The 24,364-nt window shown below is 73.3% G+C and carries 18 protein-coding genes and 1 pseudogene; 8 read left to right on the top strand and 11 right to left on the bottom strand.

Annotated elements, in window-relative coordinates:
• Positions 1 to 20: 20 nt before the first annotated feature.
• Positions 21 to 1,994: an elongation factor G gene (locus tag SCNRRL3882_RS38270; protein ID WP_010040474.1), complete on the bottom strand. Its 1,974-nt coding sequence runs from the start codon at positions 1,992 to 1,994 to the stop codon at positions 21 to 23.
• 185 nt (positions 1,995 to 2,179) lie between these two features.
• Here SCNRRL3882_RS38270 and SCNRRL3882_RS38265 point away from each other — a divergent pair, with 185 nt between their 5' ends.
• Entirely contained in the window at positions 2,180 to 3,343 is a 1,164-nt protein-coding gene (locus SCNRRL3882_RS38265; protein ID WP_010040477.1) for an XdhC family protein, read from the top strand.
• On the opposite strand, the gene SCNRRL3882_RS38260 is transcribed toward SCNRRL3882_RS38265, so the two are convergent.
• Together SCNRRL3882_RS38260 and SCNRRL3882_RS38255 are read right to left on the bottom strand one after the other, a co-directional pair.
• Positions 3,287 to 4,102, bottom strand: a complete 816-nt coding sequence (locus SCNRRL3882_RS38260) for a class I SAM-dependent methyltransferase (RefSeq protein ID WP_010040479.1) — start codon at positions 4,100 to 4,102, stop codon at positions 3,287 to 3,289. The genes SCNRRL3882_RS38265 and SCNRRL3882_RS38260 overlap by 57 nt on opposite strands.
• Before the next feature lie 49 nt (positions 4,103 to 4,151).
• Positions 4,152 to 4,661, bottom strand: a complete 510-nt coding sequence (locus tag SCNRRL3882_RS38255; RefSeq protein ID WP_010040481.1) for a metallophosphoesterase family protein — start codon at positions 4,659 to 4,661, stop codon at positions 4,152 to 4,154.
• Between the two features lie 210 nt (positions 4,662 to 4,871).
• Here SCNRRL3882_RS38255 and SCNRRL3882_RS38250 point away from each other — a divergent pair, with 210 nt between their 5' ends.
• Both SCNRRL3882_RS38250 and rfbC read left to right on the top strand, forming a co-directional pair.
• On the top strand, positions 4,872 to 6,812 hold the full coding sequence (locus SCNRRL3882_RS38250) for a glycosyltransferase family 2 protein (RefSeq protein WP_010040483.1): 1,941 nt from the start codon (positions 4,872 to 4,874) through the stop codon (positions 6,810 to 6,812).
• A gap of 4 nt (positions 6,813 to 6,816) precedes the next feature.
• Positions 6,817 to 7,425, top strand: a complete 609-nt coding sequence (gene rfbC / locus SCNRRL3882_RS38245; protein WP_010040485.1) for a dTDP-4-dehydrorhamnose 3,5-epimerase — start codon at positions 6,817 to 6,819, stop codon at positions 7,423 to 7,425.
• A 630-nt stretch (positions 7,426 to 8,055) separates the two neighbouring features.
• Here the strand turns inward: rfbC and SCNRRL3882_RS38240 are convergent.
• From SCNRRL3882_RS38240 to SCNRRL3882_RS38215, 6 genes are all read right to left on the bottom strand, one after another.
• Entirely contained in the window at positions 8,056 to 8,859 is an 804-nt protein-coding gene (locus SCNRRL3882_RS38240) for a methyltransferase type 11 (RefSeq protein WP_010040487.1), read from the bottom strand.
• Positions 8,846 to 9,733 carry a dTDP-4-dehydrorhamnose reductase gene (rfbD, locus tag SCNRRL3882_RS38235; protein WP_010040489.1) on the bottom strand — a complete coding sequence of 296 codons (888 nt, stop codon included), beginning with the start codon at positions 9,731 to 9,733 and terminating at the stop codon, positions 8,846 to 8,848. Before rfbD ends, SCNRRL3882_RS38240 begins: the two co-directional genes overlap by 14 nt.
• Positions 9,730 to 10,710: a dTDP-glucose 4,6-dehydratase gene (rfbB, locus tag SCNRRL3882_RS38230; RefSeq protein ID WP_010040492.1), complete on the bottom strand. Its 981-nt coding sequence runs from the start codon at positions 10,708 to 10,710 to the stop codon at positions 9,730 to 9,732. Before rfbB ends, rfbD begins: the two co-directional genes overlap by 4 nt.
• On the bottom strand, positions 10,707 to 11,774 hold the full coding sequence (locus tag SCNRRL3882_RS38225; protein WP_010040494.1) for a glucose-1-phosphate thymidylyltransferase: 1,068 nt from the start codon (positions 11,772 to 11,774) through the stop codon (positions 10,707 to 10,709). Before SCNRRL3882_RS38225 ends, rfbB begins: the two co-directional genes overlap by 4 nt.
• A 104-nt stretch (positions 11,775 to 11,878) precedes the next feature.
• Positions 11,879 to 12,061 (bottom strand): hypothetical protein, encoded by a 183-nt coding sequence (locus SCNRRL3882_RS38220; protein WP_010040496.1) that lies wholly within the window; start codon positions 12,059 to 12,061, stop codon positions 11,879 to 11,881.
• A gap of 180 nt (positions 12,062 to 12,241) precedes the next feature.
• Positions 12,242 to 12,661, bottom strand: a complete 420-nt coding sequence (locus SCNRRL3882_RS38215) for a CBS domain-containing protein (RefSeq protein ID WP_010040498.1) — start codon at positions 12,659 to 12,661, stop codon at positions 12,242 to 12,244.
• A 167-nt stretch (positions 12,662 to 12,828) separates the two neighbouring features.
• Here SCNRRL3882_RS38215 and SCNRRL3882_RS38210 point away from each other — a divergent pair, with 167 nt between their 5' ends.
• A complete protein-coding gene (locus tag SCNRRL3882_RS38210) occupies positions 12,829 to 14,196 on the top strand; it encodes an MATE family efflux transporter (RefSeq protein WP_102514930.1) in 1,368 nt (455 codons plus the stop codon).
• 17 nt (positions 14,197 to 14,213) lie between these two features.
• Here SCNRRL3882_RS38210 and SCNRRL3882_RS38205 read toward each other — a convergent pair whose 3' ends face one another.
• Positions 14,214 to 16,664: a SpoIIE family protein phosphatase gene (locus SCNRRL3882_RS38205; protein ID WP_010040502.1), complete on the bottom strand. Its 2,451-nt coding sequence runs from the start codon at positions 16,662 to 16,664 to the stop codon at positions 14,214 to 14,216.
• Positions 16,665 to 16,850: 186 nt separating this feature from the next.
• Here SCNRRL3882_RS38205 and lanKC point away from each other — a divergent pair, with 186 nt between their 5' ends.
• From lanKC to SCNRRL3882_RS38185, 4 genes are all read left to right on the top strand, one after another.
• Positions 16,851 to 19,511 (top strand): class III lanthionine synthetase LanKC, encoded by a 2,661-nt coding sequence (gene lanKC, locus SCNRRL3882_RS38200; RefSeq protein WP_010040503.1) that lies wholly within the window; start codon positions 16,851 to 16,853, stop codon positions 19,509 to 19,511.
• A gap of 32 nt (positions 19,512 to 19,543) precedes the next feature.
• A complete protein-coding gene (locus tag SCNRRL3882_RS38195) occupies positions 19,544 to 19,660 on the top strand; it encodes a SapB/AmfS family lanthipeptide (RefSeq protein WP_010040504.1) in 117 nt (38 codons plus the stop codon).
• Positions 19,661 to 19,745: 85 nt separating this feature from the next.
• On the top strand, positions 19,746 to 21,497 hold the full coding sequence (locus SCNRRL3882_RS38190; protein WP_010040505.1) for an ABC transporter ATP-binding protein: 1,752 nt from the start codon (positions 19,746 to 19,748) through the stop codon (positions 21,495 to 21,497).
• Positions 21,494 to 23,647, top strand: coding sequence for an ATP-binding cassette domain-containing protein (locus SCNRRL3882_RS38185; RefSeq protein WP_010040507.1), 2,154 nt, complete (start codon positions 21,494 to 21,496; stop codon positions 23,645 to 23,647). The genes SCNRRL3882_RS38190 and SCNRRL3882_RS38185 overlap by 4 nt, the downstream gene beginning before the upstream one ends.
• Here SCNRRL3882_RS38185 and SCNRRL3882_RS38180 read toward each other — a convergent pair.
• Positions 23,570 to 24,256: pseudogene (locus SCNRRL3882_RS38180) on the bottom strand (LuxR C-terminal-related transcriptional regulator); the annotation flags it as partial. The gene SCNRRL3882_RS38185 and the pseudogene SCNRRL3882_RS38180 sit on opposite strands and share 78 nt — an antisense overlap.
• Positions 24,257 to 24,364 lie beyond the last annotated feature (108 nt).

The raw sequence follows: 24,364 nt of genomic DNA, 5'->3' as shown, positions 1-24,364 counted from the left end.
TCTCGGACAGCTCGCACACCTCAACCGCCCACCCTTCGTGTCACGTTCAACAAGTACTCCTTCCTGTTCAGCGGGTTGTGGTCGGTGCGCGGACGCTCGGGAATCGTGCCGTGCATGACTGGCGCATAGTGGTCGAAGGCGCTCTCCAGTTCTCCCTCCCCGCGGGTCATCCCCGGAAGCAGGTGTCCGAGGGCGTGCACCCGCGCCGCCGGCACGGTGCCTTCGAGGACGCACAGGTCGCCCCGGGTCCGCGTCGTCTCCGGTACGGCCGCGAGCCCGGCCAGGGCCGGCAGCAGGGCACCGAGGGTGTCGGCCGGGGCCTCGATGCGGAAGCGGTGCATCGGCTCGTGGACCCGGGTGCCGGCCCGCCGCAGCGCCTCGACGAGCACCAGCGGTGTGACGCCGCGGAAGTCGGCCCCGGTGCTCGACATGCTCTTGTCGAAGCCCTGGTGGGCGTGGCTCTGGCGGGGTGAGTAGCCGCTGTGGGTCATGGTGACCGTGCAGTCGGTGACCTGCCAGCCGTGCAGCCCCTGGCCGAGGGTCTCGCGGACGGTGTCCTCGACGGCCTTGAAGAAGGCGTACGGCATGGAGCCGAGCTCCACCTCCAGCCGGAAGCCGACGCCCGAGCCGACCGGCGCGGGATCGACGCGCAGGCCGACCGTCGCGAGGAACGGGTTCGGGTCCTTCTTGTTGAACTCCACGGCATGCCCGGTGCCGACGAGCCGCTCGACGCACAGCGGGGTGGTCTCGCGGAAGGTGACGTGGAGACCGTACTCGTCGGCCAGGGTGGCCTGGATGACCTCCTTCTGCACCTCGCCGTAGAGGGAGACGGAGGTCTCCTGCCGGTGTTCGTCGTGACGCAGGCCGATCAGCGGGTCCTGTTCCGCGAGCTGGGTGAGCGCGAGGTGGAGCGCGCCTCTGTTCACACCGGGGCCGGGGACGACGACCGTCTCCAGGGTGGGCGGGGCGAAGAAGTGCTCGTACGCCTTGCGGGGGTCGCCGATCGCGTCGCCGATCCTGATGTCGGCGAGACCCCACAGCCGGGCGATCTGTCCGGCGTGGACCGCGTCGGCGCGGGTGTCCGTGCCACGGCCGAAGACGCTGATTCCGGTGATCCTGCCTTCGGCGCCGTCCGCTCCGCAGGGGATCCGGTCGCGGGTGCGCAGGGTGCCGGAGAACATCCGGGCGTAGGCGACCTTCTCCCCCGCCGGGCCCCGCTCGACCTTGAACACGCTGCCGGAGACCGGCCCGTCCGGGTCCCCGTCGGCGGCCGGCAGCAGTTCCTCGATGCCGGTCAGGAGCGCCTCCACGCCCGCGCCGGTGGCTGCGGAGCCGAAGAAGACCGGGTGGACCAGGGCCTCACGGGTCCGCGCGACGAGGGACCCGCGCAGGAGGGCGTCGGTGACGGTGTCCTCGACGTACGCGGACAGCAGGGCGTCGTCGTACTCGGTCAGGACGTCGAGGGCGGCGGCCGGGCCGGGCCCCGGGGTGAAGCGGGCCGCGCGCGTGCCGAGGCCGGTGACTGTTCCCATGGGCACGATCGCGGGTGTCAGGCGGGCCGAGACCGAGCGCAGCACCTCCGCCTCCCGCGCCCCACGCCGGTCGATCTTGTTGACGAAGAGCAGGGTCGGGATGCGCAGCCGCTGGAGGGTCCGCATCAGCACCCGCGTCTGGGCCTGCACCCCTTCGACGGCGGAGATCACGAGGACGGCGCCGTCCAGCACACCGAGCACACGCTCCACCTCGGCGATGAAGTCCGGGTGACCGGGTGTGTCGATGAGGTTGACCGTCACACCGTCGAGCGGGAACGAGACGACGGCGGACTTGATGGTGATGCCACGCTGCCGCTCCAGCGCGAGGGTGTCGGTACGGGTGTTGCCGTCGTCGACGCGGCCGACCTCGTCGATCACCCCGGCCGCGTGCAGCAGCCGCTCGGTCAGACTGGTCTTACCTGCGTCGACATGGGCGAGAATGCCGAGGTTGAGCAAGTGCACGAAGCGTCATGTCCTTCGGAGAGAGAGCCGTTCCTGTCTGGGGGGACATGGACGCAGTGCGCATCTGAGGCTCCTCGGGACTCGGTGACGTCGTCGACCCGTGCAGTGCAGCAGACCGGCCCGGTGGGCCACAACGGATTTTCCGCCGGCGGGGAACCCGGTGGGCTGCGTGGAAGGAGCTGGTCGTGCGTGACATCCTCCCGGTGCTCGGCCGCTGGTACGCCGCCGGGCTCCCGTTCGGCCTGGCGACGGTCGTCGAGGTCAGCCGCAGTGCGCCGCGCGACCCGGGCGCGGCGATGGCGGTGGGTCCGGACGAGGAGGTCGTGGGCAGTGTGTCCGGGGGCTGCGTCGAGGGCGCGGTTTTCGGACTGGCGCAGGAGGTCGTGGCGAGCGGCGAGGCCCGGCTGGAGACCTTCGGCTACAGCGACGAGGACGCCTTCGCCGTCGGCCTGACCTGCGGCGGCGAGATCACGCTGCTCGTGCGGCCCGTCACGCCTGAGCTGGATCCCGCCTTCGGCACGGTCGTGGACCGCGTCGCGGAAGGAAAGCCGGTGACCGTGGCGACGGTGACCGACGGCCCGGCACCGCGCGGGGCGGCGCTCGCCGTCCGGCCGGACCGGGTGTCGGGCACGCTGGGCGGGAGCGGCCTGGACGCGGCCGTCACCGCCGACGCGCGCGGCGAGCTCGCTCTCGGCGCCACCGGCCTGCGGCACTACGGGCCTCAGGGGCAGCGCCGCGAGGACTCCGTCACCGTGTTCCTCCAGTCCTTCGCACCCCCACCGCGGATGCTGGTCTTCGGCGCGATCGACTACGCGGCGGCCGTCGCCCGCATCGGGGACTTCCTCGGCTACCGGGTCACCGTCTGTGACGCCCGCCCCGTCTTCGCCACGCCCCGGCGCTTCCCCCAGGGTGTCGAGGTGGTCGCCGAGTGGCCGCACCGCTATCTGCGGGACACGGACACCGACGAGCGCACGGTCGTCTGCGTCCTCACGCACGACCCCAAGTTCGACGTGCCGCTGCTCCAGGAGGCACTGCGCCGGCCCGCCGCCTACATCGGGGCGATGGGCAGCCGCCGTACCCACGCCGACCGGGCGGAGCGGCTGGCCGAGGCCGGGCTCACCGAGCGGGAGCTGTCCCGGCTGCGCTCACCGGTCGGGCTCGACCTCGGGGCCCGTACGCCCGAGGAGGTGGCGGTGTCCGTCGCCGCGGAGATCATCGCGTTGCGCTGGGGCGGCAGCGGGGCGCCGCTCACCGCCACTCAGGGAGCGGTGCATCGCCCCGCCCCCGGTGAGTCAGGACCGCGAGCCGTCGTCGACGGGCCGTCGGCCCCAGGCCGAGATCATCGGTGAGGTCGCGAGGTCGAGGCGCCCCGCCTCGACACTGGCGAGGTGCCGCTCGATCTCCTCGTCCGTGGCGAGGCCCTCGGCGACGAGCTGGTCCCGCACCTGCCGGACCGTGGCCGCCTCCAGGACGTCGCAGGCGGGCGAGGTGATCGGGAAGTAGGCGTCGGCCTCGACCTCGGCGAGGCCGGCCTCGCGCAGCAGTCGCGGCAGCCTGCGGCCGTAGGCCAGGTCGGCACCACGCTGCCGCAGCAGCCGGCGGAAGCCGCTGCGGAGCCGGTTGGCCAGCTCCTGCTCGGGGCCGTACTCGTCGGGGCAGATCAGCGGCTGGAGCGCGGGGTCGGCGTCCTCGACCAGCAGCACGCCACCGGGGCGCAACGACTGGACCAGCGTGCGCAGCGCGGCGTCGCGCCCGGTCACGTGGACCAGGACGAGGCGGGCGTGGATCAGGTCGAAGGGCCCGGCCGGGGGTTCGTCGCGGCCGACGTCGTGGCGGAGCACCTCGACACCCTCGGTGGCGGCAGCCTCCGTCCAGGACACGTCGATGTCCGTGGCGAGCACGCGCCCGCCCGGTCCGACGCGCTCGCGGAGCCACGCGGCGACACTCGGTCCGCCGGCCCCGACCTCCCAGCAGTGCCACCCCTCGGCGACGCCGACCTGCTCGAAGTGGCGGAACGTCGAGGCGTCGAAGAGAGCGGCCAGCGCGTCGAAGCGGGTCCCGGCCTCGGCCTGCCGGTTGTCCAGGAGGTATCCCTTGTCCTGCGCCATGGGCCGATCATGTCACGGCGGTTCCCCGGGCGGCCGGGCCCGGCCGGAGTCAGCGGGGTGTGCGGGGCGGCAGCCGGTGCAGTTCCACGTCGGTGAGCCGGCCGTCGGCGACGGTGGCGGTCAGGTACGTGCAGTGGGGCTGGCGGCGGCGGTCCGTCGGCGAACCCGGGTTGAGCAGGCGCAGGCCGGTCGGGGCCGTGGTGTCCCAGGGGATGTGGCTGTGGCCGAAGACCAGCACGTCGAGGTCGGGGAAGCGGGCGGCGCAGCGCTTCTCCCGGCCCTGGGCGGGGCCGGTCTCGTGGATCACGCCGAAGCGCAGCCCGCCCAGTTCCGCGTACGCCACCTCGGGCAGCCGGGCCCGCAGGTCCGGCCCGTCGTTGTTGCCGTACACGCCGACGAGCCTGCGGCAGCGGTCCTCCAGCAGGTCGAGGGTGGCCGTGTCGACCCAGTCGCCGGCGTGGAACACGACGTCGGCGTGCGGGAGTTCGGCCAGCAGGGGGGCGGGCAGGACCTTGGCCCGCTTGGGCAGGTGAGTATCCGACATGAAAAGCAGGCGCACATCCTCACCCTAGAGGCGTTCCACCGCCCCGTCCGGGAACCCGGTCGACCTTGAAACAGACGGACTGGGCAGCTCAGTTGCTCCGGCGGCGGAGATGATCACGGCCCGGTCTCGAAAGGTGAGGCTGCGTCGCCGACCGGGTTAGCATCGGGCAACGCGCAGTACAACAGGACGTCTACGGCAAGCGACCCGAAGGGGCCCGGAAACCCGATGCCGGTCAAGGTCAGCGTCATCGTCCCCGTGTACAACCCGGGGATCTACATCGAGGACTGCATCGCCTCGCTCCAGAGGCAGTCGCTGCCTCCCGACGAGTACGAGGTGATCTTCGTCGACGACGGCTCGACCGACGAGACGCCGGCCCGGCTCGACGCGCTCGCCGCCGAGGACCCCCGGGTGAAGGTCATCCACCAGGAGAACTCCGGCTGGTCGGGCAAGCCCCGCAACGTGGGCATCGAGGCCTCCCGCGGCGAGTTCGTCATGTTCGTCGACAACGACGACTACCTGGGCGACGAGGCCCTGGAGCGGATGTACGACTACGGCGTGGCCCACGGCGCCGATGTCGTCGTGGGCAAGATGGCCGGCAAGGGCCGCGGGGTGCCGGTGGAGCTGTTCCGCCGCAACCATCCGCGCGCCACCGTCGAGAACGCACCGCTCATCGACAGCCTCACCCCGCACAAGATGTTCCGCCGTGCCTTCCTGGACCGCATCGGCCTGCGCTTCCCGGAGGGCAGACGGCGCCTGGAGGACCACGTCTTCATCGCCGAGGCGTATCTGCGCGCGGAGAACGTCTCCGTGCTCAGCGACTACGTCTGCTACTACCACCTCCGGCGGGACGACGGCTCCAACGCCGGTTTCGAGCGCTTCGATCCGGTCGGCTACTTCAAGAACCTCCGTGAGGCCCTCGACGTCGTCGAGCGGTACACCGAGCCCGGGCCGGTGCGCGACAAGCTCTTCCGGCGCTGGCTGCGCGTGGAGATGGTCGAGCGGCTGCGGGCCCGGCGGTTCCTGAAGCTGCCGGACGACTACCGCAGGGAGCTGTTCGCCGAGATCCACGAGGTCGTCGTGGAGCGGTTCGGTCCCGGCGTCGCGGCCGGGCTCCAGCCCACGCAGCAGGTCGTCGCCGCGCTGACCGCGGCCGACCGGTACGACGACGTCGTGTCCTTCGCCGAGTGGGAGGCCGGTGTCGCTCCCAAGGCGGCCCCCGGACACGTGGAGTGGCGGGACGGCTCCCTCAGCATCGGCTTCACGGCGGAGTACACCTCCGGCGGCGAGCCGATGACCTTCCCGGCCGACGCCGAGGCGACACCGCTGGACGACGCGCCCAAGGACGTCACGGAGGCGGTGGAGTGGGTGGCCTCGCAGACCGCCGCGCGCTTCGGTCAGGCCACCGCCGACCTGCTGCTGCGGGAGCGGTCCAGTGCCGCGCAGTACTTCCAGCCCGTGCGGTTCACCCGCGAGACCGTGCCCGTCGAGGACGGCGAGGGAGTCCGGTTCGTGCTGCGGGCGACCGCCACCGTCGATCCGGCCGACCTGCCGAAGGACGGCGTCTGGGACGCGCTCGTCCGGGTCAAGCTGGGCGGCTGGACCAAGGAATGCCGGCTGGGTCCGGCGCCGATGGCGAGCCGGCCCACACCGGATGCCGGGGTCGTCGGGGGGCGTCCGGCGCTGCCGTACTGGACGGAGCCGCACGGCAACCTCTCCCTGGAGCTCGGCACGCGGGGCAAGCGGCTCGGGCTGGGCCGCGTGCAGCAGTCCGCCGTCACCGTCACCGATGACCAGGTGCGTGTACGGCTTCCGCTGTACGTCCCCGGCGACACCGAGGTGCGGCTGCGGCTCGTCTCCCCCCAGCAGATGATCGAGACGCCCGGCACGCTCTCCCCCGCCACGGACGGGACGGGGGCGGTGCTGGCGGCGGCCCTGCCCGCGCAGGGCATCTCGCGCGGCGTCTGGCGGGTGGCCCTGTGCCTGGCCCCGGACACGGCCCGGCCGCCGTACACCGGGCTGCCGTTCGCGCTGCGCGCGTCGGGCGGCCGGGTGCGGGTGGCGCCCGTGCCGCAGCCCGGTGTCGCGCTGCGGGTGGCGCGGCGTGCGCGGCGGGTGCTCGGTGCCGCGCGCCGGAAGGTTTCCCGTCTCAGGATCGGAGGGCAGTGACAGCATGCGACCACTGGGGATAGAGGGCGCCTGGGTTCTGGAGCCCAAGGTCTTCCCGGACGACCGGGGCAGCTTCCACGAGTGGTACCGGGGTGCGGAGTTCCGTGAGGCCACGGGCTACGACCTGTCCCTGGCCCAGGCCAACTGCTCGGTCTCCCGGCGGGGCGTGCTGCGGGGTGTGCACTTCGCGGATGTGCCGCCCAGCCAGGCCAAGTACGTCACGTGTGTGCGCGGTGCCGTCCTGGACGTGGTGATCGACATCCGCGTGGGCTCCCCCACCTACCGCCGGTGGGAGGCCGTACGGCTCGACGAGGACACCCGGCACGCGGTGTTCCTCGCGGAGGGGCTGGGCCACGCGTTCATGGCCCTGACGGACGACGCGACGGTGGTGTACCTGTGCTCGGCCGGCTACGCCCCGGAACGCGAACACGGCATCCACCCGCTCGACCCGGCCCTGGGCATCGAGTGGCCCGACGGAATCGAGCCGCTCCTCTCCCCGAAGGACGACCAGGCCCCGACCCTGGCCGAGGCGGAACGCCAGGGCTTGTTGCCGTCGTACGAGGCCTGCCTGGCGTACTACGAGGAGCTGCGGGGCGGGCGGCGGGACGGCTGACGTCGGCTTCCGCTTCGGCACGCGGGGCGTTGCGGGCCCGGACGGGGCGCGCATCGCCCGGGGCCGGTCCAGAGGGGTCTGACGGGGTCGTGCCGGGCTCGGGACGATCGAGGTCGGGCAGGCGCGGGCCGGTGCGGCGGTGCAGCATCCGTGCGAGCACGAGGTTCCCGGCCTGGCGTGCGCGGGCCACGCGCCCCGGCCCTGCGAACGCCGCCGCACGAGGTGCGGGGCGGCCTCGCCGGCCCGCACCTCGTGCGGCGCGCAGTGCTTGAGGCCGGCGCCCGCCGTGGCACGGAGAGGCTCACTTCCTCGACACGCCGCAGGTCCGGTCCGCGCGGCGCCCACGACACGCCGTACGACCGGCTGCCCAACGCCCCGCGCGGCGCACGCGACGCACGCCGTACGGCCAGGCCGCCCGGCGCACACATCACGGGGATCGAGGCCCGTGCAACGCCCCGACACCCGCAGGCCCGTCCGCGCAGCGCAGGCGACACGCCGGAGGCTGCGAGGGCGCGGAGCCCGGCGCGGCAGCCGGTCGGCAGAGGGCTGACTCGGGAGACTCACCTCGGCGCGCAGGGCGTCAAGCAGTCGGCGCCGGCCGCCGCCGGGCAGCGGCCGGTGCCGGAGGGCTCAGCGGCTGACGCCCACCTGTTCCAGGGCCTTGCGCAGGGGCTCCCAGCCGACGGAGCGGGGCAGGCCGCGGTTGCGGGCGTGGGTGAGGGGGCGCCAGAAGCCGGCTTCCAGGAGGGTCTCGGGGCGTACCGCACCGGCCCGCTCCAGGATCGCCTCGGGGACCTTCTGGGGGTCGGGGACCTTGTACTCGGCCATGATCTCGTCGTACTTGTCGTGCAGGACCCGGTTGTTCGGGTCCGCGCCGAAGACGACGAGCTGGCCGGTGGGGGCGGTGTCCACCTGCACCGTGACCAGGTCGGGGCGGTAGCGCGCCAGCACCTCGGTGATCTTGTAGACGTCACCGGTCCAGGCGTTGGTGTGCCGGTCCCGGGCCGCCTCGTCGATGCTGCGCGGCAGCATGTCGTCGAGGACGATCACGCTGGCCCAGTCCGAGTACTTCTCGACGTTCATGAAGTCGCGCAGCGCGAACTCGAACAGGTGCATGCCGTCGATGAACGACAGGTCCAGCGTCGTGCGGCGCCAGTAGCCGATCGGGCTGCGGCCGCGGCGCAGGTTGCGCAGCGGGTGACGGCCGCCCTTGAGGTGCTGGAGCGGATTGTCACGCGCGAAGAAGTCGTCGCTGGTGGCCTTCACCAGGTGGACGTCGCACCTCAGCTCCGAGACCACCTTGAAGGCGGGGTCGATCGCGATGCTGGGGACGCGGGACAGCGTCAGGCTGCGCCCGTCGTTGACGCCGATCTCCAGGTAGTTGCGATTGGCGCTGACCTTGTGCAGTTCCCGGAGGAACTCATGGCGTTTCACGAGGGAGACCTTCCTTGCGGATGCGGGGCAGTGCTTCGTGCAGGGCGGAGCGCCAGTCGCGCGGCAGCGGCAGGCCGATCTCCTGCCACCGGCGGTGCGCGAGGGCGCTGTACGCCGGGCGGGGCGCGGGCCGGGGGAAAGCCGCGCTGGTGGTGGGGCGCACCCGGTCCGGGTCGGCGCCGACGAGGGCGAACACCTCGCGGGCCAGCTCGTACCAGGTGGCCTCGCCGGAATTGGTGGCGTGGAAGACGCCGTGCGCGTCCGGGCCGAGCCGTACGCCGAGGTCGGCGATCCGCTCGGCGACGTCCGCGCTCCACGTGGGCTGCCCGCGCTGGTCGTCGACGACGTCGAGGGTGTCGCGGCGGGCTTCCAGACCGATCATGGTCCGCACGAAGTTAGCGCCGTGGACCCCGTAGAGCCAAGCCGTGCGCACGACCGCGCTCGCCCCGGGCAGTTCCTCCAGCACGGCGCGCTCCCCGGCCAGCTTGGTGCGGCCGTAGGCGGTGCGCGGGCCCGTCGGATGATCCTCCGGATAGGGGGTCGTTCGGGCCTCGCCGGAGAAGACGTAATCCGTGGAGACGTGGATCATGCGGGCGCCGTGCGCGGCACAGGCCCGGGCCAGCAGTCGCGGTCCGTCGCCGTTGATCTCCAGGGCGCGGGCCTCGTCGCTCTCGGCGTCGTCGACGGCCGTGTAGGCGGCACAGTTCACGACCAGGTCGGGCCGGTGGTCGCGCACAGCCGTCTCGACGGTGCCGGGCCGGGTGATGTCCAGGGCCGCCCGGTCCAGGCCCACCACCTCCTCGCCGCGCCGCGTGAGCTCCTCGACCACGTCGTGGCCGAGCATTCCGCCCGCCCCGGTGATCAGCCACCTCATGCCCGCTCCTGGGCGACGCGCTGCTTCAGGGGCTCCCACCAGGCACGGTTGTCGCGGTACCAGGCGACGGTCTCGGCGAGGCCGGTGGTGAAGTCGTGGCGGGGACGGTAGCCGAGTTCGTCGCGGGCCTTGGACCAGTCGACGGAGTAGCGCAGGTCGTGGCCCTTGCGGTCCTCCACGTACTCCACCCGGTCCCAGTCCGCGCCGCAGGCGTCGAGGAGCAGCCCGGTGAGCTCCTTGTTGGTGAGCTCGGTGCCGCCGCCGATGTTGTAGACCTCGCCGGGCCGGCCCTTGGTACGGACGAGGTCGATGCCCAGGCAGTGGTCGTCCACGTGCAGCCAGTCGCGGACGTTGCGGCCCTCGCCGTACAGCGGCACCTTGTGGCCGTCGAGGAGGTTGGTGACGAACAGCGGGACGATCTTCTCGGGGAACTGGTGCGGGCCGTAGTTGTTGGAGCACCGTGTGACACGCACGTCCAGGCCGTGGGTGCGGTGGTAGGCCAGGGCGAGCAGGTCGGAGGAGGCCTTGGAGGCCGAGTACGGGGAGTTCGGTTGCAGCGGGTGGTCCTCCGGCCACGAGCCGGTGTCGATGGAGCCGTAGACCTCGTCGGTGGAGACGTGCACGAAGGGGCCCACGCCGTGGCGCAGGGCGGCGTCCAGCAGGGTCTGGGTGCCCAGCACGTTGGTGCGGACGAAGTCGGCCGCGCCGGTGATCGAGCGGTCCACGTGGGACTCGGCGGCGAAGTGCACGACCTGGTCCGCGTCGGCCATGAGCTTGTCGACCAGTTCGGCGTCGCAGATGTCGCCCTGCACGAACTCCAGCCGGGGATGGGTCAGTTCGAGGTTGTCGAGGGTGCCGGCGTAGGTGAGCTTGTCCAGCACGGTGATGCGCGGCGCGGCGGGTGCGTCCTGGGCGAGAGCTGCGCGGACGTAGCGGGAGCCGATGAACCCGGCGGCGCCGGTGACGAGGAGGTTCATGAAGTGATCTGCACCTTGCTGTGATCTCCGAGGACGAGGCGGTGGGCGCTGGGGACGCTGGGGGCCGGCGTCACCTCGACGTGCCGGCCGATCAGCGAGGACTCGATCCGGCCCACGCCCTGGATCGAGGAGTCCCGCAGCACGATGGAGAACTCGACTTCACTGTCGGTGACCCGGCAGTTCTCCGCGATGGAGGTGAAGGGACCCACGTAGGAGTTGCGGATGACCGTTCCGGAACCGATGACGGCGGGGCCGACGATGCGCGAGTCGATGATCCGCGCGCCCTCCTCCACCACCACGCGCCCGATGGTCTCCGACGCCGCGTCCACCTCGCCGTCGATCCGCCGGTCCATGCCCTCCAGAACCATGCGGTTCACCTCGAGCATGTCGCCGACGTTGCCGGTGTCCTTCCAGTAGCCCGTGATGACCGTGCAGCGCACGTCGGCGCGCGAGTCGATCAGGTGCTGGATGGCGTGGGTGATCTCCAGTTCGCCGCGCCAGGACGGTTCGATGGCGCGTACCGCGTCGTGGATCAGGGGGGTGAACAGGTAGACGCCGACCAGGGCGAGATCGCTCTTGGGCCGGTCGGGCTTCTCCTCCAGGCCGATGACCTGGCCGGAGGGGTCGAGTTCGGCGACACCGAAGGCGCGTGGGTCGGCCACGCGGGTGAGCAGGATCTGGGCGTCGGGCCGGTTGCTGCGGAACTCGTCGACGAGTCCGGTGATGCCGCCGACGATGAAGTTGTCGCCGAGGTACATCACGAAGTCGTCGTCACCGAGGTAGTCCCGGGCGATCAGCACCGCGTGGGCCAGCCCCAGGGGCCGCTCCTGGGGTATGTAGGTGACCTTGAGGCCGAACTGCGACCCGTCACCCACCGCTTCCTCGATCTCCGCGGCCGTGTCCCCGACGATCATGCCCACGTCGGTGATGCCGGCCTCGGCGATCGACTCCAACCCGTAGAAGAGCACAGCCTTGTTGGCCACTGGCACCAGTTGCTTGGCCGACGTGTGCGTGATCGGCCTCAGTCTTGTTCCTGCGCCGCCGGACAGCACGAGAGCCTTCATTCGGCTCACCTTAGTCGTGATCCGGCGGATGTGAACATCACTTCTTTTGGTTGCCGACGCGCGGAGTTACGCGCATCGTCACCGCGCGGCCTCCTGGGGAGCGGTCAGTCCTCGCCCCTGACGATGTTCCAGTCCGGCTCGGAGCGCGCGGTCCGGGTGGTGGCCCGGTCCTCCACGGCGGGGAGGCAGGTCCGCAGCGCGGCCTTTCCGCGCAGGCGGCGTGCCTTCAACCAGCCGGTCTCGGGCCGACGGACGAGGGGCTTGTCACTGGTCTCCATGGTCGTCACGACTCATCATCTTCCTTCTGCATCCGCTGCTGTTCGAGTCCCCATGAACAAACCGAACAAACCCGGGTCGTGACGTCTCGGCCGGTCTCTGAAGTCCCGCGCGCCTCGGGACTGTTGTGCGCACCGTACGACGGTCCCGCGCACCGTGCGTGCGCGGGACCGTCCGCTCGGGTGCTGTCGTCAGGTGTTGGGACGCGCGGCGCTGATGTCGCCCAGCGCCGAGTCCGGGTCGCGCTCCATGGCCATGTCGCCCAGGGAGACGATGCCCACGGGGTGGCCGTGGTCGACGACCGGGATACGGCGCACGGAGTGCTCACGCATGAGCTCCACCGCGTGACCGAGGTCCTCGTCGGGGCTGACGGTGACCAGGTCGTCACTGCACGCGTCGGCCACGCTGGTCCGCTCCGGGTCGCCGCCCCGGCTGATCGACCGGACCACCAGGTCACGGTCGGTGACCACACCGCGCAGATTGTCGCCGTCCGTCACCAGGACGACGCCGAGGTCCTCGTCGCGCATGATGCGGGCCACCTCTGCGACGGAGGTCTGCGGCTCGACCGTGGCCGGATCGCTGGTCATGATGTCGCGGACATGCTGAGCCATGACGTTCCTCTTCCTTCGGCTCGTTGCGGGTTCTCCGTCCTGCCCGCTCCGGGTACCCCACGGGAACACCTGATCACCCGGGCCGGCGGCCTGTCCCGCGGCGGCACACTGTCGACGCACGCGAGATGGTTTCCGCGAATCTCTTCCAAATGAAGGGCGCCCAGAGGATGTCCAGGAAAACGACACCAGCGAAGCAGACAGCTCAGCAACGGGAAAGCGTCGTCAGACGCATCGCGGGCGCGGCTCTCCCCCTCTACCTGACGATGATCGCCTCGTCCGCGGGAGCGCTCGTGGACACGGCGGTGCTCGGGCAGCACACCACGTCGTCGCTCGCCGCCTTCACCGTCGCCATGGCCGTGTTCACGCCGTCCACCGCGGCGGTGAACGGCGTGATGCGTGGTGTCATGCCGTTCGTCGCCGCCCATGACGACGACCCGGACGCGCTGTTGCCGACCGTGAGGAACGGAACGTGGCTCGCGATGGTGGTGGGCGCCGTCGCGGCCGTCGCGGTGCTCGGTGTTCCGTTGCTGGGCGCGTGGACAGGAGTGCCCCGCGAGGTGCTCGACGAGCTGGGCTGGTTCCCGGCGCTCCTGGCGTGCAGCCTGGTGTGCACCGCGCTCGCCTCGTCCGCCACCTCGGTTCTCGTGGGTCTCGGACGCGGGAAGCTCGTGATGCGGGCGGGGCTGTGGGGCACGGGCACGGCGGTGCTGCTGTCGCTGCTGCTCGTACCGGGTGCCGGTCCGCTTCCCTCGCTCGGGCTCGTCGGAGCGGGGGTGGCCATCCTCGCCTCCAACATCATCACCGCGGGGGTCGCCCAGTTGTCGCTGCACCGCTCGACGGTGCTGGCGGGCCACTCGCTGAACCCGGGCAGGCCGGTGCCCCGGGAGATGCTGGCGCTCGCCAAGGTGGGTGTTCCCCTCGCCGGGACGGTGCTGATCAAGTTCGCCGTACTGGGAGTTCTGGGGTTCGCCGCCGCGCGGCTCGGCGCGGAGACGGCGGCGGTGCACAGCATCTGCATCTCCCTCGCCAACCTCGTCTTCACCGCCGCCGTGGCGATAGGACAGGCGACGGTCCCCACGGTCGCCGGCCATGTGCGCGACGGCGACGTCCAGGGGGTCCGGCGTGGAGTCATGGCGGGACTACAGGTGGCCGTGGTGGCGATCGGCACCCTGGGGGCCGTGATCGCCGTGCTCCACGACCTGATCATCCCCGTCTTCACCGACGACCAGCGGTTGCAGGAACGGGTGGCGGGCATGCTGGCGATCCTGCTCGTCGTCGTCATGGCCGACGCGGTGCAGGCGGTGTGCGGTTTCGGGCTCATCAGCATCCGGCGCACGATGCCGAGTCTGGTGACGTTCGCGGTGTGCTACGGCGTGCTCTCGCTGGTCTCCGTCCCCACCGCTGACGTCGGAGGGCTGACGGGTCTGTGGCTCGCCCTCGCGGGCGCCAACCTGTTGCTGATCCTGGGTCAGGCCCTGTCCTTCCAACGGCACAGCGGGCGGCTGCGGCCCGCTTCCGCAACGCCGGCCGGGTAGCCCCTGCTTCTGACGGCTCATCGCCCGAGTGCGACCTCCGCCCACACCTGCTTGCCGCCGCTGACCGGCAGAGTCCCCCACGTCGCCGACAGGGCCTCGACGAGGAGGATGCCCCGGCCGCCCGTGGCCTCCCAGCCGATGCTGGTCGGCCGGACCGGGCTGCGCGGGGAGGCGTCGGCGATGGCGACGCGCAGGCGGTTGTTGATGAGCGTGAGGTCCATGCGGACCCGGCCGTCGGTGTGGACGAGGGCGTTGGTGACGAGTTCGGAGACGACGAGGAGGACGGCGTCGATGTCCTCGGTGACGCCCCAGGTGCGCAGGGTGCGCCGGGCGAAGCGGCGGGCGTGCCCGACGGCCTGCGGGACGCGCCACACCGTCCAGCTCTCCCGCAGCGGGCGCAGGTCCATGCCGTCGTAGCGCATGAGGAGCAGGGCGACGTCGTCACTGCGCGGGGCGTTGCCGAGGAGGGCGTCGGCGACGAACCCCAGGTCGGCGGGGGCGGCTCCGGCCAGCCGGCCGGCGAGGCGGTCCATGCCCTCGTCGATGTCGGTGCCGGGCGTCTCGACGAGGCCGTCCGTGGCCAGGGCGATCACGGTGCCGGGCGGGAGGCGCAGCGGGCTCATGGGGAAGTCGGCCTGGGTGATCACCCCGAGGGGCGGGCCGCCCTCGGCCTCCGCGATCTCGGTCCGGCCGTCCGGGTACCGCAGCACCGGCGGCAGGTGCCCGGCGCGCACGCACCAGGCGGAGCCCTCCTCCAGGTCGACGTCGACGTAGGCGCAGGTGGCGAAGAGGTCGCTCTCCATGTCCATGAGCAGCCGGTTGGCGTGCCCCACCACCACGTCGGGCGGGTGCCCCTCGACGGCGTAGGCGCGCAGGGCGGTGCGCATCTGGCCCATGAGGGTGGCGGCGCCCGCGCTGTGCCCCTGGACGTCGCCGATGACCAGGGCGACGTGGTGGTCGGGCAGCGGGATGACGTCGTACCAGTCGCCGCCGAGTTCGAGCCCTGCCGTGCTGGGCAGGTAGCGGGCGACGGCCACCGCGCCGGGCAGCCGGGGCAGGCGGCGCGGCAGCAGCTGGCGCTGGAGCATGCCGACGAGTTCGTGTTCGGCGTCGAAGGCCCGGGCCCGCACCAGCGCCTGTCCGGCCAGGCCGGCGCAGGCGGTGAGCAGGGCGCGTTCGTCGGTGCCGAAGTCGTGCGGGGCGTCCCAGCCGATCAGGCAGGCCCCCGCCATGCGGTTCCCGGCGGGCAGCGGCAGGACGGCGAGGCCGCCGGGGCCGACCTCGGCCAGGGCGCGTTCCAGGGTACTGCCGGCGGGCCAGATCCGGGCCCGGCCCTCGCGCAGGGCAGCGGAGAGGGTGGGCATGGCGCGCACGGGCGCGTCGGGCCACTCGCTGCGCCACTCCCTGCGCCACAGCTCGGGCCAGGCCTCGGGTTCGGGCGGGTCGAGGACGGTGACGACGAGCCGGTCGCTCTCCAGCTCGGCGAGGGCGATCCGGTCGGCCCTGAGCGGCCTGCGCAGGGCGGCGACCACGGCGTTTCCGACGTCGCGGACGGTGACGGCGGTGGCCAGCGCGGTGGCCAGGCGCTGGACGCGGGCCACGTCGGTGACGTCGGAGCGCAGCGTGGAGGCGTCGGCGACGGTTCCCACGAGCCGCGCCGGGTGGCCCTCGCCACCGGGCAGGAGACGCCCGGTCAGCCGGAGCCACTTCGGCGGCCCGGTGGGCTGGAGCACGCGGAACTCCAGCTCCCGGTCGCCGATGGACATGTGGTCCGCCTCCACGACGGACATCAGCGAGGGCAGGTCCTCGGGCACGGTCAGGCCGAGCAGGGTCTCGACGCGGCCGTCGAACTCCACGGGGTCCAGGCCGAAGAGGTCCAGCAGATCGTCGCCGACCCGGACGCGGCCGGTGTCCATGGCGAGGCTGAAGGCGCCCGGCGGCAGCTCACCGCCCTCGGCCGGAGCGGCCGGGGCGGTGAAGGCGACCGCCTCGGAGACGAGTTCCAGGCACTTGCGGTCGTCGGTGTCGAACCCGGCGGGGCGCTCGCTCACGGCCAGCAGGCAGCCGCCGCCGTTGCCGTGCACGGGCAGGGCCACCAGATGGAAGTCCCGGGACGGCACACGCCGCGCCTGGGCGTGCTCGGCGAGTTCCGCCGGGCTCAGCGACACCGGCCGTCCGCCGCGGTGGGCCTCGGCGGCCGGGGAGCGCCCGGCGCGCGGGTAACTGTCGCGCAGCCCGTACAGCGTCCTGGGTGCGCCGGCCGACTCGACGAGGGAGAGCAGTTCGCCGTCCTGACTGGGCGTGTACACGGCGACGAACGCGGCACCGGCGAAGACGAGTGCCTGTTCGAGAGCACGGTGCACCCGTTCGGGTGACTCCTGATCGACCGCGATCGCTTTGAGGGCACCTTCGGCACGCAGCGTTCGCGTTCCGCGCTCTTCGGCGCCCTCACTGACCACGTTGGCCATTACAGCGCTTATGAGACACCTGCGCAGCCCCTGTGAGCGTTCCGTGGAGCCGAGCCGGAACGGGCGCTCGAAAGCCACCGAACATGTCTTTACCCATGCGTTCCGCACGGTGTTCTCGTGACAGGCGTGACTGTCCGGGCCCGTGGCGTGGCTGGAAGGCTCGGTGCCCGTCACGGAGGGGGACGCATGGACAAGCGGTACGAGGTGTACGCGCTCGCCGACCGGCACTTCTACGAGACGCCGGACCGGCTGGCGCACAGCGGGCAGGATGCCGCGCAGGGGACGGCGGCCCACCTCTACGAGACGGCCCGCCGGCCGGTGCCCGAGGGCTGGGAGGCGGCACGGATCGGCGACTGGCTGACGATGACGCCGCTCGGTCCGGACGGCGAGCCGGCGCAGGGCCCGGCGCAGGGCTGGAAGATCCACGCCTCGGCGACCCGGGCGAACGCGGAGCGGATCGCCGGGATCGTGTGGGACTACTGCGTCGAGCGGCGGATCCCCTTCAAGTTCGTGCCGGGCCCGCACCTGCTGCACCTGCGCAACACCAAGTACGCGCCGCGCGACGGCAGCGGCAAGTTCGTCACCGTCTATCCGGCCGGCGAGGAGCAGCTGCACGAGGTGCTGCGCGAGCTGGGGGCGCTGCTGGAGGGGTTCGAGGGGCCGTACATCCTGACCGACCTGCGGTGGGGCGAGGGTCCGCTGTACGTCCGGTACGGCGCCTTCGCGCGCTCCTTCGTCGTGGACGAGCGGGGCGCGCTGGTGCCGGCCGTGCGGGACGGTGCGGGGCGGCTGGTGCCGGACCGGCGGACGCCGTCCTTCCAGGTGCCGGACTGGGTGACGCTGCCGGAGTTCCTCAAGCCCCATCTGGACGCGCGCAACAACACGACGACGGGCGACCTGCCCTACCGCATCGAGAAGGCGCTGCACTTCTCCAACGGCGGCGGTGTGTACGCGGGCACCGACACGCGCGACGGGCGCAGGGTCGTGCTGAAGGAGGGCCGGCCGCACGCTGGGCTCGCCTCGGACGGCGCCGACGCGATCGCCCGGCTGGAGCGGGAGAAGCGGGCGCTGGAGCAGGTCGCGGGCACGGGCGTGGTGCCGGAGGTGCGCGACTGGTTCGAGCTCGGCGGCCACCGATTCCTGGTGATGGACTTCCTCGAGGGCCGCCCGCTCAATTCCTTCTTCGCCGAGCGGCATCCGCTGCTCGCCCAGGATCCCGAGCCGGAGGCCGTCGCCGCGTACACGGCGTGGGCGCTGCGCATCCACCGCAAGGTGGAGGAGGCCGTGGCGGCGGTGCACGCGCGCGGCATCGTCTTCAACGACCTGCACGTCTTCAACATCATGGTCGCGCCGGACGAGGAGACGGTCTTCCTCCTCGACTTCGAGGCCGCGGCCCCGGCCGGGGAGAACGGCCGCCAGGTCGTCGCCCACCCGGGCTTCTTCGCGCCGCCGGACCGCCGGGGCGCCGACGTCGACCGCTATGCGCTGGCCTGTCTGCGGCTGGCCCTGTTCCTGCCCGTGACCACGCTGTTCGTGGTCGACCGCGGCAAGGCGGCACATCTGGCCGAGGTGATCGCGGAGGAGTTCCCGGACGTGCCGCGGGAGTTTCTCGACGAGGCGGTCACGGAGATCACGCGGGAGGTGTCCGGCCGTACGGTGGCCGCTCCGTCCTCTCCGGTGGACCCGGGCGACTGGCCGTACAGCCGCGACTCCATGGTCAAGGCGATCCTCGCCTCGGCCACCCCGGAGCGCGACGACCGGCTCTTCCCGGGCGATGTCGCCCAGTTCTCCGACGGCGGCGGGCTGGGGATCGCCCACGGCGCGGCCGGGGTGCTGTACGCGCTGGACGCGATCGGCGCCGAGCGGTACGAGGAGGGCGAGCGCTGGCTGCTGGCCCGGACGGCGCCGGCCCCGGTCGGCACGCCGCTCGGCCTGTACGACGGTCTCGCGGGCGTCGCCCTGGTCCTGGACCGGCTCGGGCACCGGCAGCGGGCGCTGGACCTGGTCGAGGGCATCCTCGCGGAGCGCTGGCAGAACCTCTCCTCCGACCTGCACGGCGGACTGGCCGGACTGGGCCTCGTCCTGGGCCACCTGGCGCACACCACCGGGGAAGCGGTGCTGCGCGAGCGGGCCGACGAGGCCGCCCGGATCCTGCTGCGACGGCTCGCCGAGCCGCTCCCCGCCACGCCCCGGCCGCGCGCCGGACTGCTGCGGGGCGCGACCGGCCCCGCACTGCTCATGCTGCGGCAGTACGAGTGGACCGGCCGGGCCGAATGGCTGGAGGCGGCGGCCGTGGCGCTGCGCCGGGACCTGGAGTCCTGTGCGACCCGCGAGGGCGGTGCGCTGGAGGTCGACGAGGGCTGGCGGACCCTGCCCTACCTCGGCGACGGCAGCGCGGGAATCGGCATGGTCCTCGACGACCTCGTGGGCCACGCCCCGCACCTGGCCGGGGAGTTCGGGCCGGCCCGCTCCGGTGTGCTCACGGCGGCCACCTCACGCTTCTACGCGCAGCCCGGGTTGTTCCAGGGCCGCGCCGGAATGATCCTGCACCTCAGCCGCACGACCACGCCGGGCGCGACCGCGGACCGGCTGGCCGGGCAGATCGCCGGACTGGGCTGGTTCGCGATGGCCTACGAGGGCCAACTCGCCTTCCCCGGCCACCAGATGATGCGGCTGTCCATGGACCTCGCCACCGGAACGGCAGGGTGCCTGCTGGCGCTCGGCGCGGCCCTCGACCCGGCGACCGACACCCACCTGCCGTTCCTCCCGCCGCCGCACCGGCGGCCCCCCCTATACGCGGCTCCGCGATCCGGCGGAGTCGTGACACCACCCCGTCCCCACGGATGACCACGGACGGACACTCAACGGAAGGACACACCATGGCACTTCTCGACCTCCAGACGATCGAGTCCGAGGAGCGGACGGACGGCGGCGGCGCCAGCACGGTCAGCCTGCTCTCGTGCATCAGCGCGGCGAGCGTCCTGCTCTGCCTCTGACCGGCGTCCGCGTCACGGCTCCGGGCGGTCTTCTCCCTTCGGGGAGGGGCCGCCCGGGGTCCGTCCCGTCCCGCGAAAGGCCCGTATGACCCCGCGTGGTGACGACGACCCGGCGACCGGACACGCCCGCACGCTGCTGCGTACGGCCACCCGGTGCAGCGGGGCCCGCTGTGCGGCGCTGTGCCTGGTGAGCACGGCCGCGACCGGTGCCGGACTGCTGCTGCCGACCGTGCTGGGCCGGGCGCTCGATCTGCTGCTGGCGCGGGACCCGGCGACCCGCTGGGTGCTGTACTGCGCCGGCCTCGTGCTGCTGCTCGCCCTGCTGGACGCGGCCCAGACCGTCCTGACCGGCACCGTCGACGCCCGCAGCACCGCGTGGCTGCGCCGCCGGCTGACCGGGCACGTGCTGGGCGTCGGCCCGCGGGCCGCCGACCGCTTCGGATCCGGTGACCTCGTCGCGCGCCTGGTGGGCAACGCCGCCGAGGCGGGGACCACTCCGGCGGCCCGTGCGGCGCTGCTCGCCGCCCTCGCCGGTCCCGTCGGTGGTGTGGTCGCGCTCGGCCTGATCGACTGGCGGCTCGCGGCGGTCTTCCTCGCCGGGGCGCCCGTTCTGACGTTCCTGCTGCGTGCGGTGGCCCGGGACACCACGGAGAGCGCTACGCGTTACCAGCGGGCCCAGGGCCGGATCGCCGCCGCGCTGGCCGAGGCCGTCGAGGGCTTCCGTACCGTCCGGGCGGCGGGTACGGAGGGCCGGGAGACGGCCCGTGTGCTGCGGCCGCTGCCCGGCCTGTCCGAGGCCGGGCACCGCATGTGGCGGGTGCAGGGGCGCGCCGCCGCACAGGCCGTCGCGGTGGCCCCGCTGCTCCAGCTCGCGGTCGTCGCCGTGGCCGGTGTGCTGCTGACCCGGGACCGGCTGTCGGTGGGCGAGGTGCTCGCGGCCTCGCGGTACGCGGTGCTCGCGACGGGCGTCGGCGTCCTGGTCGGCCGGCTCGCGGGCCTGGCCCGGGCCCGGGCGGCGGCCCGGCGCCTCGGCGAGATCCTCGCCGAGCCGGCCACCGGGTTCGGCGCACGGCGACTGCCCGAGGGGCCCGGGCGGCTGGAGCTGCGCGGCGTGACGGCCCGGCGCGGCGGACGCACCGTGCTCGACGGAGTGGACCTCGTCGTACCGGGCGGCACGACCCTGGCCGTGGTGGGCCGGTCGGGCGCGGGCAAGTCGCTGCTGGCCGCGCTCGCCGGGCGGCTGGCCGACCCGGACGCGGGCGAGGTGCTCCTCGACGGGGTGCCGTTGCGCGAACTGCCGCACGACGACCTGCGGTGCGCCGTCGGATACGCCTTCGCCCGCCCGGCCCTCCTCGGCGGCACGGTCGAGCAGGCGATCGGACTCGGCCTGGCGTCCCCCTCCCCCGACCGCATCCGCGAGGCGGCCCGCGCCGCCCTCGCCGACGACTTCGTCCGCCGCCTCCCCGACGGATACGACACGGCCGTCGCCGACGCCCCCCGCTCCGGCGGCGAGTCCCAACGGCTGGGTCTCGCCCGGGCGTTCGCGCACGGCGGCCGGCTGCTGATCCTCGACGACGCCCTCTCCAGCCTGGACACGGTGACGGAACGCCACATCACCGACGCCCTGCTCGGCGACGGCCCGGGCACCACGCGGCTCCTGGTCGCCCACCGCGGCGCCACGGCCGCGTGCGCCGACGCGGTGGCCTGGCTCGACGGAGGGCGGGTGCGGGCGGTGGGGCGGCACGAGGAGCTGTGGCGGCTCGCGGAGTACCGGGCGGTGTTCGGGGAGGGGGCCGAACCGGCGCAGGCCGGGGCCGGAAGCGAGGCAGAGGCATGACGGACGGCCCCGTACACACCGACGGTGGCACGCCCCCGCCCGTTGCGGGCGGACTGCCCGCGCGGGGCCTGCGGTTCCTGCTGGCCCGGTGGCGGGTCCTGCTGCGGCTCGCTGCCTGGTCGGTACTGGAGACCGGGCAGACCTTCCTCATCGGGTACGGGCCCGCCCGCGCCCTGGACGAGGGGTTCCTGCGGGGGCGGCCGGGTGTCGGGCTGGCCTGGCTGGCGGTGGCCGGGCTCGGTGTCCTGGTCGGGGCGTACGGGACCGCGCGCGTGTACGCCGCCGTCGCCCAGCTGGTCGAACCGTTCCGGGACCGGCTCGTGGAGCGGGTGGTGTCCCGAGGGGTGCGGACGGGTGACGCGGGCTCCCTGTCCGGGCTCACCCAGCAGGTGGAGATCGCGCGGGACACCTTCGCCGGGCTGGTCATGGTCTCCCGTTCCTTCGTGTTCACCGCCGCCGGTGCCCTGGCCGGGCTCTTCGCGCTCGCCCCGCCGCTCCTGCTCGTCGTCGGGCCGCCCCTGGCCGCAGGGGTGGCGCTGTTCGCGGCGACACTGCGGCCGCTCGCCCGGCGGCAGGAGGCGTTCCTCGTCGCCGACGAGGCCCTCGCGGGACACCTGGGCACCGTCTGCCCGGGCCTGCGGGACATCACGGCGACCGGCGCCGAGGCGCACATCGCCGCCGGCACCGGCGAACGGGTCGAGGCGGAACTGCGGGCGGCGCGTGCCCTGGCCCACTGGGGCGTGCCCCGTGTGGCGTCCCTGGCGCTCGGCGGCCAGCTGCCGATCGTGCTGCTGCTCGCCACCGCCCCGTGGCTCCTGGCCCACGGCGTCACCCCGGGCGCCCTGGTCGGCGCCCTCGCCTACGTCACCCAGTCCCTGCTGCCCGCCCTGCGCAACCTGATCCACGGCCTGGGCACCAGCGGCTCCCGCCTGACGGTGGTGCTGCGCAGGCTGACCTCGGCGGACCCCGCCGAGACCGAGGGCACGGGCGGCGGCGGAACGCGGCCGAAGGCGGACCGGCGGCCCGGGGACACGACGGAGCGGCGCACGGGCCCCCGCCCCGCTCCCGGCCTCTGCGCCGACGGGCCCCGCGGCGCGCTCCCGGGAGCGGTACGGGCCGCCGGCGGCACACCCCCCTCGCGCGCCGCCGACGACAGCGGCACACCCCGTACACCCCACACGCCCCCTGCCCCCGACGACAACGGCACACCCCGCACGCCCCCCGCAGCGGCCCGGACCCACCCCGTCGGCCACTCACCGACCCCCACTCCCCCCGCCCTGTCCCTCTCGTGCGTCACCTTCTCCTACGGCCCCGCCGGTACCCCCGTCGTCGACGGGCTCGACCTCACTCTCCCGGCCGGCTCGCACCTGGCCGTCGTCGGGCCCAGTGGGGCCGGCAAGTCCACGCTCACCGCGCTCGTGGCCGGGCTCCTCACGCCGGACCGGGGCACCATCACTGTGGGCGGACATCCCGTGCCCGGGCCGGAGGCGGCCGCCGGGCGGGTGCTCATCCCGCAGGAGGCCTACGTCTTCGGCGGCACCCTGGCCGAGAACCTCGTGTACCTGCGTCCGGACCCGGTGCCCGAGGAGGAACTGCGGGCCGCCGCCGAGGCGGTCGGGCTCGCCCCGCTGGCCGACCGGCTCGGCGGCCTCGGCGCCCGGGTCGATCCGGCCGCCCTGTCGGCCGGCGAACGGCAGCTGGTCGCGCTGGCCCGCGCCTACCTGTCGTACGCCCCGCTCGCCCTGCTCGACGAGGCGACCTGCCATCTGGACGCCGAGACGGAGGAGCGCGCCGAGCAGGCCTTCGCCGCGCGGCCGGGCGGGACCCTGGTGGTCGTCGCCCACCGCATCAGCTCGGCCCGCCGCGCCGGACGCGTACTCGTCATGGACGGCCGGAGCACGGCCTGCGGCGGTCACGAGGAGCTGATGCGGTCCTCGGCGCTGTACCGGGACCTCGTCGGGGGCTGGACGCCCGTGCCCGCCCGGTGGTCAGAGCCAGCCCTGTCCCTGCGAGATGCGGATCGCGTCGATGCGGTTGCGGGCCCCGGTCTTGCGGGTGATGGCCGCCATGTAGTTCCGCACGGTCCCGTGGGACAGGTGCAGGCTCCCGGCGATCTCCGCGATGGAGGCTCCCTCGGCCGCGAGGGATAACACGCTCAGCTCTCTTCGGGTCAGCGGCATCTCGGCCGCCTTGAGGAAACCGAAGCCCAGTGAGTCGTTGACGAAACGTTCCCCCTCGGCGACCCGGCGGATCCCGCGCAGCAGGTTCTGCGGCGAACCCTCCTTGTCGACGTAGCCGAGCGCCCCCGCCTCGACCGCCCGTTTCAGCAGTCCGGGTCTGTTCGCAGTGGCGAGCACCAGCAAGCGCGGGCGCGTCCGGTCCGGGCCCGGGCGGCACAGTTCGCCCAGCGGAGGGATGCCGTAGGAGTTCGCGCACTCCAGGTCCGCGGCGCACACGTCCGGTCGCACGGACGGCAGCACTCCGGGCGCGCCGCGCCACGATGTGTCGTACACCGCGAGATCGGGCTCGCCCCGCAGCCACTCCGCCAGCACCGATCGCACCAGACACTCGTCGTGCACCAGAAGCACCCGGATCACTGCCACCCCCTCGGCTCGCCGTACGCCACGTCGTCGTGTTGAGCGCGTGCCCCATTGTTCGCGACCGTGACCCTGCGTGGGCGCGAAGAACCGGCCATCAGGGTGCGTGGGGGCGCACGTGCGGCGCCCGTACCCCCGGCCGCGCTTCGACTTCGGCGGCATGGGCCACGGCGGTCGGGGTATGCGGGCGCCGTCAGACGGGCCGCGCGCCTGTGACCGACGGTAACCAGGACCGTCCCCCGTGCCGCTCGTCGTGCGCGACGGCCCGCC

Origin of the sequence: Streptomyces chartreusis NRRL 3882, assembly GCF_900236475.1 — a bacterium.
In the GTDB taxonomy this organism is placed as follows: Bacteria; Actinomycetota; Actinomycetes; order Streptomycetales; family Streptomycetaceae; genus Streptomyces; species Streptomyces chartreusis_D.
This window is presented reverse-complemented; position numbering and strand designations above follow the sequence as displayed.